Source organism: Thioclava sp. NS-SX20, assembly GCF_057380695.1.
This window is the reverse complement of sequence record NZ_CM170816.1, coordinates 652,177-671,353: the sequence shown is the minus strand read 5'-3', so window position 1 is coordinate 671,353 and position 19,177 is coordinate 652,177. Positions and strand designations below refer to the sequence as shown.

Annotated in this window: 22 protein-coding genes; 7 read left to right on the top strand and 15 right to left on the bottom strand. The window is 62.0% G+C overall.

Annotation, left to right across the window (positions count from 1 at the left end; genetic code table 11):
* Positions 1-51: 51 nt before the first annotated feature.
* Both AC2ISB_RS03415 and AC2ISB_RS03410 read right to left on the bottom strand, forming a co-directional pair.
* The gene (locus AC2ISB_RS03415; protein WP_339109408.1) at positions 52-231 is read right to left on the bottom strand and encodes a DUF3008 family protein; all 180 of its coding nucleotides are present in this window, start codon (positions 229-231) and stop codon (positions 52-54) included.
* Positions 232-391: 160 nt separating this feature from the next.
* Positions 392-853, bottom strand: coding sequence for a GatB/YqeY domain-containing protein (locus AC2ISB_RS03410; protein ID WP_339109407.1), 462 nt, complete (start codon positions 851-853; stop codon positions 392-394).
* Between the two features lie 167 nt (positions 854-1,020).
* Between AC2ISB_RS03410 and carA the strand changes: the two genes are divergently transcribed.
* Both carA and AC2ISB_RS03400 read left to right on the top strand, forming a co-directional pair.
* A complete protein-coding gene (carA, locus tag AC2ISB_RS03405) occupies positions 1,021-2,172 on the top strand; it encodes a glutamine-hydrolyzing carbamoyl-phosphate synthase small subunit (RefSeq protein ID WP_339109406.1) in 1,152 nt (383 codons plus the stop codon).
* 130 nt (positions 2,173-2,302) lie between these two features.
* Positions 2,303-4,297 (top strand): glycosyltransferase family 2 protein, encoded by a 1,995-nt coding sequence (locus AC2ISB_RS03400; RefSeq protein WP_486576118.1) that lies wholly within the window; start codon positions 2,303-2,305, stop codon positions 4,295-4,297.
* Here the strand turns inward: AC2ISB_RS03400 and AC2ISB_RS03395 are convergent, their stop codons facing one another.
* Positions 4,298-4,936, bottom strand: coding sequence for a GntR family transcriptional regulator (locus AC2ISB_RS03395; RefSeq protein WP_339109404.1), 639 nt, complete (start codon positions 4,934-4,936; stop codon positions 4,298-4,300). It abuts the gene before it with no gap.
* 123 nt (positions 4,937-5,059) lie between these two features.
* Here AC2ISB_RS03395 and AC2ISB_RS03390 point away from each other — a divergent pair, with 123 nt between their 5' ends.
* Together AC2ISB_RS03390 and AC2ISB_RS03385 are read left to right on the top strand one after the other, a co-directional pair.
* Complete coding sequence (locus tag AC2ISB_RS03390; RefSeq protein WP_486576115.1) at positions 5,060-5,731, top strand: pyrimidine 5'-nucleotidase; 672 nt, start codon at positions 5,060-5,062, stop codon at positions 5,729-5,731.
* A gap of 63 nt (positions 5,732-5,794) precedes the next feature.
* Positions 5,795-7,000 carry a UbiH/UbiF family hydroxylase gene (locus tag AC2ISB_RS03385; RefSeq protein ID WP_486576113.1) on the top strand — a complete coding sequence of 402 codons (1,206 nt, stop codon included), beginning with the start codon at positions 5,795-5,797 and terminating at the stop codon, positions 6,998-7,000.
* Here the strand turns inward: AC2ISB_RS03385 and ureG are convergent, their stop codons facing one another.
* The 3 genes from ureG to AC2ISB_RS03370 are packed head-to-tail and all read right to left on the bottom strand — an operon-like array spanning position 7,001 to position 8,847.
* Positions 7,001-7,624, bottom strand: a complete 624-nt coding sequence (gene ureG, locus AC2ISB_RS03380) for an urease accessory protein UreG (protein WP_339109402.1) — start codon at positions 7,622-7,624, stop codon at positions 7,001-7,003. It abuts the gene before it with no gap.
* A 31-nt stretch (positions 7,625-7,655) separates the two neighbouring features.
* Complete coding sequence (locus AC2ISB_RS03375) at positions 7,656-8,291, bottom strand: urease accessory protein UreF (RefSeq protein ID WP_486576748.1); 636 nt, start codon at positions 8,289-8,291, stop codon at positions 7,656-7,658.
* A 4-nt stretch (positions 8,292-8,295) separates the two neighbouring features.
* Entirely contained in the window at positions 8,296-8,847 is a 552-nt protein-coding gene (locus tag AC2ISB_RS03370; protein ID WP_486576111.1) for an urease accessory protein UreE, read from the bottom strand.
* Positions 8,848-8,923: 76 nt separating this feature from the next.
* Between AC2ISB_RS03370 and AC2ISB_RS03365 the strand changes: the two genes are divergently transcribed.
* The gene (locus AC2ISB_RS03365) at positions 8,924-9,274 is read left to right on the top strand and encodes a hypothetical protein (RefSeq protein ID WP_339109400.1); all 351 of its coding nucleotides are present in this window, start codon (positions 8,924-8,926) and stop codon (positions 9,272-9,274) included.
* 19 nt (positions 9,275-9,293) lie between these two features.
* Here the strand turns inward: AC2ISB_RS03365 and ureC are convergent, their stop codons facing one another.
* From ureC to AC2ISB_RS03320, 9 genes are all read right to left on the bottom strand, one after another.
* Positions 9,294-11,000: an urease subunit alpha gene (gene ureC, locus AC2ISB_RS03360; RefSeq protein ID WP_486576109.1), complete on the bottom strand. Its 1,707-nt coding sequence runs from the start codon at positions 10,998-11,000 to the stop codon at positions 9,294-9,296.
* Positions 11,001-11,012: 12 nt separating this feature from the next.
* Positions 11,013-11,375 (bottom strand): lysozyme inhibitor LprI family protein, encoded by a 363-nt coding sequence (locus AC2ISB_RS03355; protein WP_406720498.1) that lies wholly within the window; start codon positions 11,373-11,375, stop codon positions 11,013-11,015.
* Entirely contained in the window at positions 11,372-11,683 is a 312-nt protein-coding gene (locus tag AC2ISB_RS03350) for an antifreeze protein (RefSeq protein WP_486576107.1), read from the bottom strand. Before AC2ISB_RS03350 ends, AC2ISB_RS03355 begins: the two co-directional genes overlap by 4 nt.
* Positions 11,684-11,700: 17 nt before the next feature.
* Positions 11,701-12,006, bottom strand: coding sequence for an urease subunit beta (locus AC2ISB_RS03345; protein WP_406736871.1), 306 nt, complete (start codon positions 12,004-12,006; stop codon positions 11,701-11,703).
* A gap of 4 nt (positions 12,007-12,010) precedes the next feature.
* Positions 12,011-12,571, bottom strand: a complete 561-nt coding sequence (locus AC2ISB_RS03340) for a HupE/UreJ family protein (RefSeq protein ID WP_486576105.1) — start codon at positions 12,569-12,571, stop codon at positions 12,011-12,013.
* 32 nt (positions 12,572-12,603) lie between these two features.
* Positions 12,604-12,906, bottom strand: coding sequence for an urease subunit gamma (locus tag AC2ISB_RS03335; protein ID WP_339109394.1), 303 nt, complete (start codon positions 12,904-12,906; stop codon positions 12,604-12,606).
* Between the two features lie 14 nt (positions 12,907-12,920).
* A complete protein-coding gene (locus tag AC2ISB_RS03330) occupies positions 12,921-13,724 on the bottom strand; it encodes an urease accessory protein UreD (RefSeq protein ID WP_486576103.1) in 804 nt (267 codons plus the stop codon).
* Positions 13,725-13,856: 132 nt separating this feature from the next.
* The gene (locus tag AC2ISB_RS03325; protein ID WP_339109393.1) at positions 13,857-14,315 is read right to left on the bottom strand and encodes an Lrp/AsnC family transcriptional regulator; all 459 of its coding nucleotides are present in this window, start codon (positions 14,313-14,315) and stop codon (positions 13,857-13,859) included.
* A complete protein-coding gene (locus tag AC2ISB_RS03320) occupies positions 14,312-14,770 on the bottom strand; it encodes an Lrp/AsnC family transcriptional regulator (protein ID WP_339109392.1) in 459 nt (152 codons plus the stop codon). Before AC2ISB_RS03320 ends, AC2ISB_RS03325 begins: the two co-directional genes overlap by 4 nt.
* 127 nt (positions 14,771-14,897) lie before the next feature.
* Between AC2ISB_RS03320 and ilvC the strand changes: the two genes are divergently transcribed.
* Together ilvC and ileS are read left to right on the top strand one after the other, a co-directional pair.
* Positions 14,898-15,920 (top strand): ketol-acid reductoisomerase, encoded by a 1,023-nt coding sequence (gene ilvC, locus AC2ISB_RS03315; RefSeq protein ID WP_339109391.1) that lies wholly within the window; start codon positions 14,898-14,900, stop codon positions 15,918-15,920.
* A gap of 313 nt (positions 15,921-16,233) precedes the next feature.
* Positions 16,234-19,143 (top strand): isoleucine--tRNA ligase, encoded by a 2,910-nt coding sequence (gene ileS / locus AC2ISB_RS03310; RefSeq protein ID WP_486576100.1) that lies wholly within the window; start codon positions 16,234-16,236, stop codon positions 19,141-19,143.
* Positions 19,144-19,177: the final 34 nt, after the last annotated feature.

Here is a 19,177-nt window from a genome sequence, read left to right as displayed (position 1 = left end):
CGGCTTCGAAAGTCACCTTTCGCTTTGTGGATTTCCGCCCATTACGACGCTCTAGATATCGGACATCCCCCGCACCGAGACGGATTGCGCCATCTCTTCCAGCTCGCCCAATGTCAGTTGGTCATACATATCGCGTGAAATACCGCGCAGGTCATGAACCTGACGCTGACCACGCCGTGCCGCCAAGGCAGCCGATGCCGCGCGCGCATGCGAAACAGAGAGCTTTTCCATTCTTCACCCCTTTCGGATTCCGATTAAAGAATGCCAATGAAAGGATTAAAGATGCGTTCCCGCTCAACCGCAAGGATAGGCCATTTCTTGCCGGACACAGGTCGCCAGCGCATAAAAAATGGCGGCCAGGCCGCCATCTTTCGCTATGCCCTGTCACGTCTCAGATCGAAAGGCGATCTTTGACACGCGGACCGACAGAGGCGAAATCCATCTGGCCGGTATATTTTTCTTTCAGAACCGCCATCACACGGCCCATGTCGCGGATCGACTGCGCATCAATCGCGGCAATCGCGGCATCGATCGCCGCCTTGACCTCGTCATCGGTCAACTGGCGCGGCAGGAACGTTTCCAATATCTTGATCTCGGACAGTTCCTGCTCGGCCAGTTCCAGCCGCCCGCCCTCTTCATAGGCCCGCGCGCTTTCATGGCGTTGCTTCACCATCTTGCCGAGAATCTGCATGACATCGCTGTCGTTGATCTCATGTTCTTCATTGCTGCCCCGCATCGCAATTTCACGATCCTTGATGGCCGCATTCACCAGACGGAGCGTCGAAAGCCGCCCCTGATCCTTCTCGCGCATGGCCTCTTTCAAGGCTGCGTTGATTTTTGCGCGCATATCCACGGTGAAACCCCTCGTTAATGGAAGAGCATAGGATACTCCGTCTCCGGCCAAGGCACAACATCACTAAACCTCTGTATTTGTTGGAAATAATGTTTTCAATATCGGGCCTTGACCATTGCCGCCTACCCTCGTAGGTTCCGGCAGATTTTGCCCCGGGGAGTCGCGCCATGCCTGCAAGCCACCAGTCATCCGAAAAACCCACCGCGCTGATCGCGCTGGCGGACGGACAATTGTTCTACGGGAAAGGCTTCGGTGCCACCGGCGAGACCGTCGCGGAACTGGTGTTCAACACCGCCATGACCGGTTATCAAGAAATCATGACCGACCCTTCTTACGCCGGTCAGGTCGTCACCTTCACCTTCCCGCATGTCGGCAATGTGGGGGTGAACCCCGAAGATGACGAAACCCAAGATCCGGTTGCTGCCGGTATGGTCGTCAAATGGGACCCCACCGAGCCGTCAAGCTGGCGCGCCACCTCGAACCTTGTCGAATGGCTCGAAAAGCGCAACCGCATCGGCGTGGGCGGCATCGATACCCGCCGCCTGACCCGTGCGATTCGCCAGCTGGGCGCCCCGAATGTGGCGATTGCCCATAACCCGAACGGTGAATTCGACATTGAAGCGCTGATCAAAAAGGCCCGCGAGTGGTCCGGTCTGGTCGGTCTGGATCTGGCCAAGGATGTGACTTGTGCACAATCCTATCGCTGGAACGAAATGCGTTGGGCATGGCCCGACGGCTACAAGCCGCGCAGCGAAGAAGGCAAGAAAGTGGTTGCCATCGATTTCGGCGCCAAGCGCAATATCCTGCGCTGCCTCGCCTCGGCCGGGGCCGATGTAACGGTGCTTCCGGCGACGGCGACGGCAGAAGACGTTCTGGCGCTCAACCCCGATGGTGTCTTCCTGTCGAACGGACCGGGCGACCCTGCGGCGACCGGCAAATATGCCGTGCCGATGATTCAGGAAATCCTGAAAAAGGATCTGCCGGTATTCGGAATTTGCCTTGGTCACCAGATGCTTGCACTTGCTTTGGGTGCCAAGACCATCAAGATGAACCACGGCCATCACGGCGCGAACCACCCCGTGAAAGACCTGACCACCAACAAGGTCGAGATCACCTCGATGAACCACGGTTTCGCTGTGGACAGCCAGACGCTGCCTGCCGGCGTGAAGGAAACCCATGTGTCGCTGTTCGACGGGTCGAATTGCGGGATTGCAATGGAAGACCGTCCGGTCTTCTCCGTGCAATACCACCCCGAAGCCAGCCCGGGTCCGATGGACAGCTACTATCTGTTCGACCGCTTCATCGCCGCGATGAAATAATTCCCACAGAGTTATCCACAGCTTCTGGGGCGCCTTCTGGAAACAGAAAGCGCCCTTTTTATTTGTAGTTAACGATTGATTCAACTTTTGGGCGAAATCTTGTCACCAGTTTTAGCCTGGGGGCGAAATCATGGAGACGACCTTGCACGGCCAGAAGGCCGTCACTTCGGACAACCTGTCCGATCTCAGACTGTTGCGACCGGCCCAGAAGCGCCGCGTACCGCCGCCAAGGCGGGCACGGGTGGGCCGCGCGCCGCTGGGGCAGATCCTTGTCGATCTGGGCTATCTCAGCCCGGGCGACCTGCTGAAAGCCGTCTCGCTACGGGGGCGCGAGGATGCACGGCTTGGCGATATCCTGATCGCGCATGGCTGGATCACGGAGACCCAGCTGATGCACGCGCTTGCCCAGCAATGGGGCGCCAGCCCGATTGATCTGACGCGCGACTCACCAGATCCGCGCCTGATTGACGCGCTCGGGGCGGAATTCTGCTGCACCAAAGTCATCGCTCCGATACGGCGCGTCGGCGGGGTGACGCTTTTGGCCTGCGCCCATCCCGACCTCTTTGCCAGCATCCAGAAAGATCTGCCCAAGGAATACGGCCCCTATCGCATGGCCATCGCGACCGAACGCGCCATTACCGACAGTCTTCTGGCCCGCCGCAAGACACAGATGATTCGTCGGGCGGAATCCCGCGTTGCCTCCGAGATGAGCTGCCGCGAGCGCGATGAACGACGTGCGGCAACCTGGCTGTTCGGCGTGTTGTTTGCGGGCGCATTGGGGCTGACATTGATGCCTCTGGCTGTCTTCGCGCTGCTCTCGGGCTGGGCCATCCTGACCTTGGTTCTGACTTCCGCCCTGAAGCTCTGGGCAGGCATCACGCAGGCACGGAGCGCGCGCTACATGCCCCAGACCACGCCAGCTCCTGCCGCCCGCCTCCCAGTGATTTCCATCATGGTCCCGATGTTCCGCGAGCCCGATATTGCCGCGCGACTGGTGGCGCGCATGTCGCGGCTGCATTATCCGCGCGAGCTGCTCGATATGCTGCTTGTCGTCGAGGAAGACGATCATGTGACCCGCGATGCACTGGCCAAGGCCGATCTGCCGCGCTGGATGCGGGTTCTGCCCGTGCCCGACGGGCCCATCCGCACAAAACCCCGTGCGCTCAATTATGCGCTGAATTTCTGCCGTGGCAGCATCATCGGTGTCTATGATGCCGAAGATGCGCCCCATCCCGACCAGCTGCACATGATTGCGCGCCGCTTTGCCAAAGCGCCGCCGGAAGTCGTCTGCCTGCAGGGCATTCTCGATTATTACAACCCGCGCACGAACTGGCTGTCACGCTGTTTTACCATCGAATATGCGACATGGTTCCGCATGGTCCTGCCCGGTATTGCCAAGCTTGGCTTTGTGGTCCCCTTGGGCGGCACAACCCTGTTTTTCCGGCGCAAGGTGCTGGAAGAGCTTGGCTGCTGGGATGCGCATAATGTGACCGAGGATGCCGATCTCGGGGTGCGTCTGGCCCGCAAGGGATATCGCACCGAACTGGTGCCGACCGTCACGCAGGAAGAAGCGAATTGCCGCATGGTGCCGTGGGTCAAACAACGTTCGCGCTGGCTGAAGGGCTATGCGATCACCTGGGCCGTGCATATGCGCTCGCCCCGCAAGCTGATGGAAGATCTCGGGCCACGCAGGTTCTGGGCGTTTCAGGTGATGTTCTTCGGCTCGCTTTCGCAATACGTGCTGGCCCCGCTGCTATGGAGCTTCTGGCTGATGGTCTTCGGCTTGCCCCATCCCGTCCAGAGTCTGCTTTCGGACACCCAGATCACCCTGCTTGTGGCCGTTTTCGTCACCGCAGAGCTTCTCAATATCTGTCTTGCGGCGTGGGCGGTCCGCGGCGAAAGCCACCGGTTTCTGATCCCTTGGGTGCCTAGCATGCATCTGTATTTTCCGCTGGGAGCGATTGCAGGATGGAAAGCGATCTATGAACTGGTCCAGAAGCCCTTCTACTGGGACAAGACCACGCATGGGATCTTCGACCTGCACATCACCCTGCCCGCCAGCCAGACGGAACAGGTGCCGATTGCCGCCCCACCACGGCCCCAACGGGCGCCCTGGATCAGTTGATCACTGCGGCTGCCCGCCATGAGCACGCGCATCGCTTTTGAGGCGGGTCACGAAGGCCTCCGAGATATGTGCGCGCAACGCGGCCCCTGCCTCGTCCTCGTCACCTGCCGCAATCGCATCGACAATCCGCTGGTGTTCGGCAAGCGCGATCTCGCCACGGCCCTCCGCCGCAAGCGAGGTCGTCGCCAGCAGCGCCATCGACCGATGCACAAGATCCAGCTGTTGCACCAGATAGCGATTATGCGAGGCCAGATGGATCTGCCGGTGGAACCGCTTATTGGCGCGGCTGAGCGCGATCGGATCTCCGAGTTTCTGATGGTCTTCCTCGATCATCGCCTGCATCACGCGCACTTCCTCGGGGGCCGCATGCCGCGCCGCCAGCCGTGCCGCCAGCGCCTCGAGTTCGGCGCGCACGGTATAGAGTTCCGCCAACTGGTTATGGTCGAGCGACGCGACAATCAGCGAGCGTCCGTCACGCGCCAGCATGGATTGCGTCTCGAGGCGTTGCAGCGCCTCACGCACCGGCGTGCGCGACACCCCCAGCCTCTCGGCCAGTTCGGATTCAACAAGACGGTCACCGGGTTTATAGGTTCCGGCATCAATCGCTTCGAGGATCAGCGTATAGGCGTCTTTTTGCATGGTCCCTCTCGCCTGTCAGGCTCGCATTTTGCATCGGACGACCCTAGGAGCCAGCGCCGGATATGACAAGCGGAAGAAGTGCGACATTTACACCATTCCCCCGAACGCGCTATGGACCATAGTATGAGTACCCCGAACCGCCCCCCGCTTTCCGGCTTCGACCATGTGTCGGACTGGGTCTTCGACCTTGATAATACGCTCTATCCGCCCGAGGTGGCGCTGTTTTCACAGATCGAGGTGAAGATGGCAGATTACGTGATGCGCGAGCTGAAGGTGGATGCGACCCGCGCCCATCATCTGCGCAGCCACTACTGGAAGCTCTATGGCACGACTTTGGCGGGGCTGATGCATGAACATCAGATCGACCCGCTGCCCTTCCTGCATGAGGTGCATGATATCTCTTTCGATGCGCTGACGCCCGACCCCATGCTGGCGCAGGGGATCCGCGCGCTGCCGGGGCGCAAGATCGTCTACACCAATGGCTCCGCCCCCTACGCCGAACAGGTGCTGGCGGCGCGGGGGCTGTCGGGGCTGTTTGACGGGATCTACGGCATCGAACATGCCGATTTCCACCCAAAGCCGCGGGCCGAAGCCTTTGACATGGTCTTCCGCAAGGCAGGCATCCGCCCGCAGGAGGGCGCGATGTTCGAAGATGACGCCCGCAATCTGGAGGTGCCGCATAAATTGGGGATGCAGACCGTGCATGTCGCGCCTCTGGCGCTTGAGGCAGATCATATCGGCCATCATACCAATGACCTAAGCGGCTTTCTGGCGCAGCTGATCAAGGCCGGATGATCTGGCCTTCGCCGCCAGTCGCGCTATGATAGGGTCAAGACACAGCAAGGAAAGACCGCCGCCATGAGCATAGATCCGATCCAGACCGATATCCTGATCTCGGGCGGTGGCGTGGCGGGGCTGACGGCAGCGGCAGCCTTCGGCACGGCCGGTTTCAAGGTGATCTGCGTAGACCCTATGCCCCCCGTCACCGATGCGCAGGCCGAAGGGGCCGATATGCGCACCACGGCCTTCCTGCAGCCCTCGGTGAAGATCCTTGAGGCGGCGGGGCTGTGGCAACGGCTGGCGCCTTATGCGGCGGCCCTGCAGATCATGCGGATCGTCGATGCGGGCGGCGAAAAGCCCGTAGCGCGGCTGACCCGTGATTTCGATGCCTCCGATATTTCGGATCAGCCCTTCGGCTGGAACCTCCCCAACTGGCTGTTGCGGCGCGAGATGGTCGCCCGTCTGGCCGAGCTGCCCAATGTTGATTTCCGCGCGGGCGTGGCCACCACGGGGCTGGTGACGCGGCGGGCCGAGGCGCGGGTGACGCTGTCGGATGGCGCGCTTGTTCAGGCCAAGCTGGTGATCGGCGCCGACGGGCGCGACAGTTTCATCCGTCAGGCGGCGGGCATCGGGGCCAAGCTGCATCACTACGGCCAGAAGGCGCTGGCCTTTGCTGTCACCCATCCGGTCCCGCATGAGAATGTCTCGACCGAGGTCCACCGCACGGGCGGGCCTTTCACCCTCGTCCCCCTGCCCGACCGCGATGGGGCGCATTGTTCCGCTATCGTCTGGATGGAGCGCGGCGCCGAGGCCGACCGTCTGGCCGCGCTGGACAAGGAGGCCTTTGAAGCCGCCATGCTGGAACGCTCGACCGGCATCCTCGGGCCGCTGACGCTGGCCACCCGCCGCGCGGTCTGGCCGATGCGGGTACAGCATGCACAGGCTTTGAACGGCGAGCGGGTCGCGCTTATTGCCGAGGCCGCCCATGTGATCCCGCCGATTGGCGCGCAGGGGCTGAACATGAGCCTTGCCGATATCGGTTGCCTGCTGGAGCTTTCGCGCAAACATGCCGAGGATCTGGGATCGGCGCAGATGCTGACCGCCTATCACCGCGCCCGCTGGCCCGAGGTCCGTGCGCGGATTGCGGGGATCGATATGCTCAACCGTGTCTCGATGATCGCCCCGCGCCCGCTGCGCGATCTGCGGGCCGGCGCTTTGGGGGCGATCTACGGGCTGAAACCCGTGCGCCAGCTGATGATGCGCGCAGGTCTGGGGATGAAGTGATCAGGCAGGCTCGCGCAGAGCCAGCCCGCCTTCCTCTTCCAGAAAAGCCACGATCTCGGGCACGCCTTTGCCCGCTTTCAGCTGCGCCAGCACATAGGGCCGCGTGCCGCGCGCCTTGGCCGTATCGCTTTGCAGAAGGTCGGTATCCACTCCGACATAAGGCGCAAGATCGGTCTTATTGACCACCAGCAGATCCGAGCGCGTCACCCCCGGCCCCCGCTTGCGCGGGATGTCCTGCCCTGCCGCAGTATCGATGACATAGATCGTCAGATCGGCCAGCTCGGGGCTGAAGGTTGCCGCCAGATTATCGCCGCCCGATTCGATCAGCACCAGATCAAGGTCGGGGAAGGCCTTGTTCAGATCGGCAATCGCCGCCAGATTGATCGAGGCATCCTCGCGGATTGCGGTATGCGGGCAGCCACCGGTCTCGACACCCCGGATGCGGTCGGCAGGCAGCACCTGCGCCCGCATCAGAGCCTCGGCGTCCTCGCGGGTGTAGATGTCATTGGTCACCACCGCCATCGAGCACCGCCCCGCCAAAGCGCGGCACAGCTGTTCGGTCAGGGTCGTCTTGCCTACGCCAACGGGGCCGCCGATACCGACGCGCAAAGGTCCGTTTGCCATTTCTGTCTCCTTCTTGCGGGGCCGCTTGCCCCTATGTCTTGAAGATGCGCACATCCAGAGTTTCATGCAGCATCGCTCCCAGATCGGCACGAAAGGCCGCCGCTGCCAGGTCATCCAAACCCGCGTGGCTGGCTTTCGCGGCGATCTGCGAGATATCGGGATGCAGCCCCGCCAGCACCCTTTGCCCCTGCGCCTGCCCCAAAGGCACAAAGCGCACTGCACAGGACACAAGGTTTGACGCAAAGCTATGCAAAAACAGGGCGATAATCTCTTCGCGCGGCAGATCCATACCCCGCGCGGCCTGCGCCACCGCTACCGGCAGCGCGACCTCGGCGGGCTCATCCGTGCCATTCATCTGTGCCTGCGCTTTGGCGAAGGCCGTGCCCTGCTCGAGCGTTTCGCGCAGGCGCTCGGCACTGGCGGAAAGCGCACGGGCATGGGCATCCAGATCCTCCAGCGCATGGCCCTGAAGCCCGAGGCCAAGAAGAACCGCATCATTCCACCCTGCCCCGTGATGCAGGATATCGCGCAGCCATTGCGACAGCCCTGCCTCATCCGAGACCTCGCCCGTAGCTATCGCCTGTTCCAACCCGTGGCTATAGGCGAAGGCTCCGGTCGGGAAGGCCGGAGACATCCATTGCACCAAAGACAGAAGCGCCGCTGCCATCTGTTTACCCGTGCGAATGGTGGTGATGGTGGTGATGCCCATGATCATGGCTGTGCCCGTGATCATGCCCTTGGTCATGATCACGGTGGGCATGGGTGTGATCGGGCCCGTGGTCATGGCCCATCGTGCGGCCCATGCCATAGGCACCGCTCTCGGGGGCGAAGGGCGCATCCGCATGGGTGACGGTTGCGCCAAGTTGCTTGAGCATCGCCTCAAGCACATGGTCCTGACGGATCACCAGCCTGTCGGCCTCGATCTGGCAGGGCGTATGGCGGTTGCCGATATGCCATGCCAGCCGCGCCAGATCTCCGGTGATCACCAGCACGGGCTCTTCGGCACAGGTGACCTCGACCCGACGCCCATCGGACAGCACAAACGCCTCGCCGCCGCGCAGATTGGTGACCTCGGGCAGATCCACAAGGAAGCTTTCCCCCGACAGCATGGTCAACCGTTTGCGCCGCAGAAAGCGCCCTTCGTAATCCAGCGCGACCGCGCCATCGGCGGAATGCCACTGTCCAGCGGATTCAACTGCAGATGATACGATTTTTTCGCTCATAATGGCCTCATTGTTAGATATGTCTTTAACATTCTTGCGGAATATTCGCCCCGAGGATGCATAGGAGAAGAGGCATATGTCAGGTCTTACCCCCGCCGATGAACTTGCGCAGATCCGTTCGGAGATCATGCGGCTGCGCCAGCGAGAGGCAGAGTTGCGCGAAGCATGGCTGACCGAAGCCGAGATGCCGCGCATCGGCCAATGGCATAAGGTCGAGCTTGTCACCAGCCGCGAGCGAATTTTCGACCCGCGTCTTCTGCCCGACGACATCCGTAAGAACCCGTCCTATTCGCGCGAAAAGATCACCCGCACCATCCGCCTGCGCCGCAAGACACAGGCCGACGTGCTGGCGCATCTGCCCGAGATCGCCAAGATCGATGGCCCGCCGCCGCGCAAAACGCTGTTCCGCCGGATCAGAGCCAGTTGAGGGCCTGCGCCACATCCTCTCAGAACAGGAAGTAGCGCTGCGCAAGCGGCAGTTCGGTGGCGGGTTCACAGGTCAATAGCTCGCCATTCGCGCGCACCTCATAGGTTTCGGGATGCACCTCGATCTTGGGGCGCGCGGCGTTATGGATCATATCCGCCTTGCCGATGCCGCGCGTGCCTTTCACCGCCAGCACCTGTTTTTGCAGCCCCAGCTTGGCCGCGACCCCATCGGCCTCGGCCGCCTGAGAAACAAAGGTCACAGCCGAAGCCCCCAGCGCCCCGCCATAGGCGCCAAACATATTGCGGGTATAGAAGGGCTGCGCGGGGATCGAGCCATTCGGATCGCCCATCTGCGCCGAGATAATCATGCCCCCCATCAGCACCATCTCGGGCTTAGCGCCAAAGAAGGCAGGGTTCCAGAGTACCAGATCGGCGCGCTTACCCACCTCGACCGAGCCGATATGCTGCGAGATCCCGTGACAGATCGCCGGATTGATCGTGTATTTCGCAATGAAGCGTTTGACGCGGGCGTTGTCATTCTCGCCGGTTTCCTCGGCCAGACGGCCACGCTGTTTCTTCATCTTGTCGGCGGTCTGCCAGCAGCGGATGATGACCTCGCCCACGCGGCCCATCGCCTGACTGTCGGACGAGATGATCGACATAGCGCCCATGTCATGCAGGATGTCTTCGGCGGCGATGGTTTCCTTGCGGATGCGGCTTTCGGCAAAGGCCACATCCTCGGGCACCTTATTGTCAAGGTGGTGGCAGACCATCAGCATATCGAGATGCTCCTCCACCGTATTGCCGGTATAGGGGCGCGTCGGATTGGTGGAGGACGGGATCACGTTTTCCTCGCCCACCACACGCAGGATATCGGGCGCATGCCCGCCGCCCGCCCCCTCGGTATGGAAGGCGTGGATCGTGCGGCCATTGATCGCGGCCAAGGTGTTCTCGACAAAGCCCGATTCATTGAGCGTATCGGTATGGATCATCACCTGCACATCCATGTCCTCCGCCACCGAGAGGCAGCAGTCGATGGCGGCGGGCGTGGTACCCCAATCCTCATGCAGCTTCATAGCGCAGGCACCGGCATTGACCATTTCGACCAGCGCCTCGGGGCGCGAGGCATTGCCCTTGCCCGAAAGCGCGAGGTTCATCGGGAAGGCGTCAAAAGACTGCAGCATCCGCGAGACATGCCACGGACCGGGCGTGCAGGTGGTGGCCAGCGTGCCATGCGCGGGGCCGGTGCCGCCGCCCAGCATGGTGGTGATGCCCGAAGCCAGCGCATCTTCGATCTGCTGCGGGCAGATGAAATGGATATGCGCATCCATCCCGCCTGCAGTCAGGATCTTGCCCTCGCCCGCGATCACCTCGGTGCCCGGCCCGATGATGATATCCACATTCGGCTGGGTATCGGGGTTGCCCGCCTTGCCAATCGCATGGATCCGCCCGTCGCGCAAAGCCACATCGGCCTTATAGATGCCCGAATGATCGACGATCAGCGCATTGGTGATCACCGTATCGACCGCCCCGCCTGCACGGGTAATCTGGCTCTGGCCCATACCGTCGCGGATCACCTTACCACCACCGAATTTGACCTCTTCGCCATAGGTGGTCAGGTCACGTTCGACCTCGATGATCAGATCGGTATCGGCCAGACGCAGACGGTCGCCGGTGGTCGGGCCGAACATATCGGCATAGGTGGCGCGGGAAATCTTGGCGGGCATCTAAGCCTCCACTCACTGGTTTTCGTAGAGGCGGCGCAGATCCTCGCTGCGCCGCTGTGTTAGCTCGGTCTTGCACATAGCCACGACCATGGGCTCTAGGGAGCCACCCTCGAATTCGAGCCCCTGCGCCTTGCAGGCGGCATCACGATAGGCGATCCATGCCCGCTGTGCCTGCAAGAGCGCATCGGCCTGAGCTGCGCCCCGCGCCTTGGCACGGTCGCGGGTCGCAGCATATTCCGCGTTCAGAGCGGCATCGGCTTGCGCGAAATCAAGCGCCGCGCAGCCCGTCATATCGGCCTGCGTCTGCGGGTCCGCGCAGTCTTGCGCCCAGAGGGGTGCGCCCCACAAAAGCGCCACAACCACAGCCGCCCTCATTTTCGCCCCGGAACGGCAGGGCCGCGTTTGCCCAGCCGCTTGACATTGGCGCGAGTGCGCCGCGCCACAGGCCGCAGCGCCGCCCGCGCAACTGTTTCCGGCGGCTTGCCCGAGACCGCCGCCTGCGAGGCTTTAGTCCAGCTTTCCACAGCGGCCTTCTGTTTTTCCGCGACCATCCGCGTCATCTCAGAGGGCGCCATCGACCAGAAACCGGCCATTCCGGCGACACGCATGGCAATCACCATCTGCGCCTCGCCCATCATACGGGCATATTCAAACCATAAACGATAGGCCGTCACTGGCGACATGATATGCTCCCTCGGGGTTACAGCTTCCCCATGACCTTCTGGTTGAAGCCCCAGACCTCGCGGGTGCCGCGATAGGGCACAAGCGTGACCTCGCGCGACTGGCCCGGCTCGAAGCGCACGGCGGTGCCTGCGGCGATATCCAGACGATAGCCCCGCGCGGCCTCGCGGTCGAACTGCAGACCGGGATTGGTCTCGGCAAAATGGTAGTGGCTCCCGACCTGAATAGGCCGGTCTCCGGTATTGGCAACCAGAAGGGTGATCGGGGTCAGCCCTTCGTTCAGCGTGATCTCGCCTGCAGCGGGGAAGATTTCACCGGGGATCATGCGCTTACCCCGCAAAGGCCAAAGCAAGACCCGCCGCCGCCGTGGCAACGCCCATACCGCGCAGGGCGAAACGGTGAATCACACGGCCAAAGACCATGCCCGCGACATGCAGACCGGCAGTCGCCAGCGTGAAACCTGCGAAATAGGCCGCCATCCCATGGGCCGGACCTTCCGCCCCATGCGCCCAGCCATGCGCCATGCCGAAAAGCGCCACCATCGGCACCAAAGCCGCCACCGGCAGGCGCGCCGACAGCGCCACCACCGCGCCCAGCACGATGATCGAGGCAAGGATCAGCGGCTCGACCGAGAAGAACGGTACGCCATGTGCGCCCATCGCCGCACCGACCAACATTGCGCCCACAAAGCCCGCAGGCACCGCCCAAAGCGCGCGGCCACCCAGTTGCACGGCCATCAGGCCAACAGCCACCATCGCCAGAATATGGTCCGCGCCAGACAGCGGATGCGCCATACCGGCCATGACAGAGCCTGCCTCATGGCCCGGATGCGCCATAGCAACGCTGGGCAGCAAAGCGGCGGCAGCAATGGTTTTCTTGAGATGTTTCATGGGATGTCCTTGGTATCAGCGAATGGGGGGTATCAACGAATGGGGTGGTGGACGGTCACGAGTTTCGTGCCATCGGGGAAAGTGGCCTCGACCTGAATGGAATGGATCATCTCGGGGATGCCCTCCATACATTGTTCGCGGGTGATCACCTCGGCGCCGGTCTCCATCAGCTCGGCCACCGACCGGCCCGCCCGCGCGCCCTCGACCACGAAATCGGAGATGATCGCAATCGCCTCGGGGTGGTTGAGCTTCACACCGCGCTCCAGCCGCCCGCGCGCCACCATGGCGGCAAGGCTGACCATCAGCTTTTCCTTTTCCCTCGGGGTCAGGTTCATCTTATCCCTCTTCTTCAGATCTGCCAGACACGCGGCGCGGGCCTATTGCCCCGCAGGACCGCCATCGCCCGCAATAATTGTTTCCGAAGCGGCCAACCGTCCTTGGCGATGCACCGCATAATAACCTTACCGTCAAAGCCCGAAGCTGCCGCCTCGACCCCCTCTTCGTCAAGCACATCGCGCAGGCGGCCAAGCGCGTCCTCCGCCCCCTGACAGCACATCACCACGGTGGCAAAGGCACGGGCATCGCTCAGGATCGCGCCCCTTGGGCCCAGTTCGCGCGAGCCCATGGCGAAGGGTTCGATCATCACGGGCCGCCCCGCGCGGCGGATCTCGCGGCGGTCGCGCAGCGCGAGCGTTTCCACCGTCTCGCCCATCGCATGCCGCCCCAGCACCACGGCCTCCAGCATCAGACAGCCCGCATCAGGGGCCAGATCGATCACCGTGTGACGGTCGATATTGGACCGATCAAACAGGATTGTCTCCTGCGGCAGCCAGTCCAGCCAAGCGCCCGCGCCTACCTGATGCGCCACCCGCACAAGTGCCGCGCCCTGATCGGCGCGATAGGCGCGCTCGGCGGCCTGCGTGGTCGCCACGACCCGCCCGCCCTCGATCTCCAGCGCATAGGACAGCGTATCGCCCGAGGTCAGCCCGCCCGAGGTGTTCAGAAACACCACCTCCGGCACATCACCCACCCGCGGCAGTTGCGCCTTGGCCGAGCCACGCTGACGCAACCCTTTCAGCCGCCCCGCATGAAAGCGCACGGCAGCCTCGCCATGACTGCGCTGCATCTGCGGCAGGCCCTTCTGGTCAAACATACGCTCTCCTCTTTCCGCATAGATCCCCGCAAATATCGCGAAGGTCCATGCTGCCCCGAAGCCAAGGGCCTGATTTCACCTAGCATTACCAAGGATAGCCCAAAAAGTAACCAAAAGGCGTATATTTGACCATCACCCAAGCGGCCCAAGCCGCCGCTCTTCCGACAGCATCACATTCGCCTCGACATGCCCCACCGCCGGCAGGGTCATGATCCGCCGACGCAGGACGCGCTCGAAATCGGGGATGTCGCGGGCGGTCACCTGAAGGCGGTAGTCGAACTGCCCCAGAACGTGCTGGATCACTTGCACCTCGGGGATCGCCCCTGCCGCGCGCTCGAAATCCTCAAGGCTGACGCGGCCGCGGGTCGCCAGCTTGATCCCCAGAAAGACCGTCACCCCAAAGCCCACCGCCGCGCGGTCGATCACCACCCGCGTCCCCGCCAGCACGCCCGCCTCCTGCAACCGCTTCACCCGCCGCCACGCCGAGGGCTGCGACATCCCCAGCCGCCGCCCCAAAGCACCGGCATTCAACGTGCCATCCTCGGCCAAAGCCCGCAGGATCTGGCGATCCGTATCATCCAGCGCGATCATAGCGGCAGCTCCGTACTGTCCTTCACCTTGGAAATCAGCATCAGGGCGTCTGTCTCTTGAATATGCGGTAATGACAGGATCTGGCTGCGGTAGATCTGCTGGTAATGCGCCATATCGCGGGCAATCACATTCAACCGCACATCGGTCTGGCCCAGAAAAGTCTGGATCTCGATCACCTCGGGCACCTGCCGCGCCGCCTCCAGAAACTGGTCGAAGGACCGCGGGTTGGTCTTATCCAACGTGAAGCGTAAAGACACCTCCACCTCCCAGCCCAAAGCGCGCCAGTTGATAATCGCCTGCCGCCCCTGCAGCACCCCTTCGGCCTGCATCTTCTCGATCCGGCGCCAGCAGGTGGCCGTGGTCAGCCCCGCCCGCTCGGCCAGATCGGCATTGCTTTGCGAGGGATCGGCCATCAGATGGCGCAAAATCCTCCGGTCCACATCATCAATTTGCATGACTATTACACCATATGCATTATTTCCGAATTGGAATTTCATTATTATACATAATTCATGCAAAACGTCATGGGAATTCCGACCACAGCCTGTAAACTGCGCACCAAACGCAAGTGGAGGAAAGAACATGCGTGTATTCTATGATCGCGACTGCGATGTGAACCTGATCAAGGACCTCAAGGTTGCCATCCTCGGCTATGGCAGCCAAGGCCATGCCCACGCGCTGAACCTGCGCGATTCGGGCGCGAAAAACCTTGCCATCGCGCTGCGCGAAGGTTCGCCCTCGGCCAAGAAAGCCGAAGCCGAAGGCCTGAAAGTCATGGGCATCGCCGAAGCCGCCGCTTGGGCAGATGTCATCATGTTCGCCATGCCCGACGAGCTGCAGGCCGAAACCTACAAGAAATACGTCCATGACAACCTGCGCGAAGGTGCGGCAATCGCATTCGCACACGGCCTGAACGTGCATTTCGGCCTGATCGAGCCGAAAGCCGGCGTCGACGTCATCATGATGGCCCCCAAAGGCCCGGGCCACACCGTGCGTGGCGAATATGTCAAAGGCGGCGGCGTGCCCTGCCTCTTCGCCGTTGAAACCGACGCATCGGGCCGCGCGCAGGATATCGCGCTCTCCTATTGCTCGGCCATCGGTGGCGGCCGCTCGGGCATCATCGAGACCAACTTCCGTCAGGAATGCGAAACCGACCTCTTCGGCGAACAGGCCGTTCTGTGCGGTGGCGTGGTCGAACTGATCCGTTGCGGCTTCGAAACCCTCGTCGAAGCGGGCTACGAGCCGGAAATGGCCTATTTCGAGTGCCTGCACGAAATGAAACTGATCGTGGACCTGATCTATGAAGGCGGCATCGCCACCATGGATTACTCGATCTCGAACACCGCAGAATACGGCCAATACGTGTCCGGCCCGCGCGTTCTTCCCTACGAGGAAACCAAAGCCCGCATGAAAGCCGTCCTGTCGGACATCCAGACCGGCAAATTCGTCCGCGACTTCATGCTGGAAAACTCCGTCGGCCAACCGACGCTCAAAGCCTCGCGCCGTGCCAATGACGAGCACGAGATCGAGCGCGTCGGCGCGAAACTGCGCGAAATGATGCCCTGGATCGGCAAAGGCAAACTGGTCGACAAATCGCGCAACTAAGCGCCCGACCAGATCCAAGGAAAGGCACCCTTCGGGGTGCCTTTTTCATGACCGCCTCCAGCTGCCCCAAATATCCCGGGGTGAATTGGGGCAAAGCCCCAAGAGGGGCAGCGCCCCTGCCTGCCATCTCCTGCAAGCAAGCGCTTGCCCAGACCTGCCTCCCCGCCTATAAGGCCCTCATGACATTGCGTGACCACATCCTGCGAATTACCGGCCCGGCGCTCTGACGCGTCAGGGTAGCCGGGTGATGTGTACCGAATGACGGGCAGGCAAGCCGCCGCCCGACCGATCCCCTTCCAAGGATGTTCCCCCTATGTGTGCCGACACAACCGACAAATCCGTCGATTACCACGATACCGTCTTCCTGCCCGAAACCGACTTTCCGATGCGCGCAGGGCTGCCCATGCGCGAGCCCGAATGGCTCGACCGCTGGGCGAAAATCGGCATCTATGACCGCCTGCGCGACAAGGCCAAAGCGGGCAGCCGCACACCTTTCACGCTGCATGACGGCCCTCCCTATGCCAATGGCCACCTGCATATCGGTCACGCGCTGAACAAGGTCATCAAGGATATCATCACCCGTTCGCATCAGATGATGGGCCATGACGCCCGTTACGTGCCCGGCTGGGATTGCCACGGCCTGCCGATCGAATGGAAGATCGAGGAACAATACCGCAAGGCGGGCAAGGACAAGGACGAGGTGCCTGTCATCGATTTCCGTCAGGAATGCCGCAAATTCGCCGAAGGCTGGGTGAATATCCAGCGCGAGGAATTCAAGCGCCTCGGCGTCTATGGCAACTGGGACGACCCCTACCTGACCATGAACTTCCACGCCGAGCGCGTCATCGCGGAAGAGTTCATGACCTTCCTGATGAATGGCACGCTCTATCAGGGCTCGAAACCCGTGATGTGGTCGCCGGTCGAGAAAACCGCTCTGGCCGAGGCCGAGGTCGAATATCACGACCACACCAGCCATATGATCTGGGTCCGCTTCAAGCCCAAGGCCGATGTGCTGGAAGGTGCTTCGGTCGTGATCTGGACCACCACGCCCTGGACCATCCCGCAAAACCGCGCGGTGGCCTATGGTCCGTCGATGTCCTACGGGCTTTACCGCGTGGATATCCCCGCCGACAAATCGACCGCTGAGGCGGGCGAGTTGATCGTGCTGGCCGACAAGCTGGCCGATGACGTGATGAACTCCGCCAAGGTCGAGGGCTATTCGCGCATCCGCGATGTGGCGACGTCGGAATTTGAAGGCGTTGTTCTGAACCACCCCTATGCGGGTGTCGAAGGCGCCAATGGCGAATGGGATTATGATGTTCCCATGCTGCCGGGCGATCATGTGACCGATGATGCCGGTACGGGCTTTGTCCATACCGCGCCCTCGCACGGCGATGACGACTATCAGCTGGGCCTGAAATTTGGCCTCAAGATGACCTATAACATCGAGGCCGATGGGTCCTATCGCGCCGATCTGCCGATCTTTGCAGGCATGAAGATCGTGGCCGATGATGGCAAGGACGGCCCCGCCAATGTGGAAAACATCAAGCAACTGGCCTATGCCGGTGCGCTTCTGGCCAAAGGCAAACTGAAGCACAGCTATCCGCATAGCTGGCGTTCCAAAGCGCCGCTGATCTATCGCAATACGCCGCAATGGTTTGCCGCGATCGATGTGAAGATGGACGATGGCATGGGCACCTATGGCGATACCATCCGCGAGCGCGCGCTGAAATCCATCGAAGAGCTCGTGGCCTTCACCCCCGAGCGCGGCAAGAACCGCCTGCATTCGATGATCGAGACGCGCCCCGACTGGGTTCTGTCGCGCCAGCGCGCATGGGGCGTGCCGCTGACCTGCTTCACCAAGCGGGGCGCGAAACCCGATGCCGAGGATTTCCTGCTGCGCAATGCCGAAGTGAATGCCCGCATCACCGCAGCCTTCGAGGAAAAAGGCGCGGATGTCTGGTATGAGGAGGGCTTCAAGGCCCGCGTTCTGGACGGCATCGTGAACCCCGACGACTATAATCAGGTCTTCGACGTGCTCGACGTGTGGTTCGATAGCGGGTCCACCCATGCTTTCGTGCTGCGTGACCGCGCGGACGGCACTAAGGATGGCATCGCCGATGTCTATCTGGAAGGCACCGACCAGCACCGCGGCTGGTTCCATTCCTCGCTCCTGCAGGCTTCGGCCACCAAGGGCCGTGCGCCTTATCGCAATGTGGTGACCCACGGCTTCACGCTGGATGAGAAGGGCATGAAAATGTCCAAATCCATCGGCAATACCGTGGCCCCGCAAGAGGTGATCTCGGAATATGGCGCGGACATCCTGCGTCTGTGGGTGGCACAATCGGACTACACCGCAGACCAGCGGATCGGCCCGAAGATCCTGAAAGGCGTGGCCGATAGCTACCGCCGCTTGCGCAACACGCTGCGCTATATGCTGGGCGCACTGAAGGATTTCGACGAGAGCGAGCGTCTGGATGTCTCGGAAATGCCCGAACTCGAGCGCTTCATCCTACACCGTCTGGCGGAGCTGGACGCGGAAATCCAGGCCGATTACCGCGCCTTCAACTTCCAGTCCGTGTTCCAGAAGCTCTTCACCTTCTGCACGATCGAGCTCTCGGCCTTCCATTTCGACATCCGCAAGGATGCGCTTTACTGTGATCCGGCAGATAGCATCCGCCGCCGTGCCGCGCGTACGGTGATGGATATCCTGTTCCACCGCCTGACCACATGGCTGGCGCCGATCCTGCCCTTCACGATGGAAGACGTCTGGCTGTCGCGCTTTGATGGTGCCGAGGCCTCGGTCCACTTGGAGGACTTCCCCGAAACGCCCAATGCTTGGCATGACGAGGCTCTGGCCAAGAAGTGGGAAGCGATCCGCCGCGCCCGCCGTGCGGTAACGGCGGCTCTGGAAGTGCAGCGCCGCGACAAGGTGATCGGCGCCTCGCTAGAAGCCGCGCCGGTGGTTCATGTGGAAGATGCCGACCTGCTGGAGGTGCTGAAAACGGTGCCCTTCGAGGATCTCTGCATCACCTCCGCCCTGACGCTGACCGCCGATCCGGCCCCCGCCGAAGCCTTCCGCCTGCCCGATGTGACGGGCGTCGCTGTGGTCTTCGAGATGGCCGATGGCGAGAAATGCGAGCGCTGCTGGCGCATCCTGCCGGATGTCGGCACGCATAAGCACCCCCACACCTGCCAACGCTGCAACGATGCGCTCGGCTAACAACAAAGGGCGCCCCTCGGGGCGCCCTATTTCT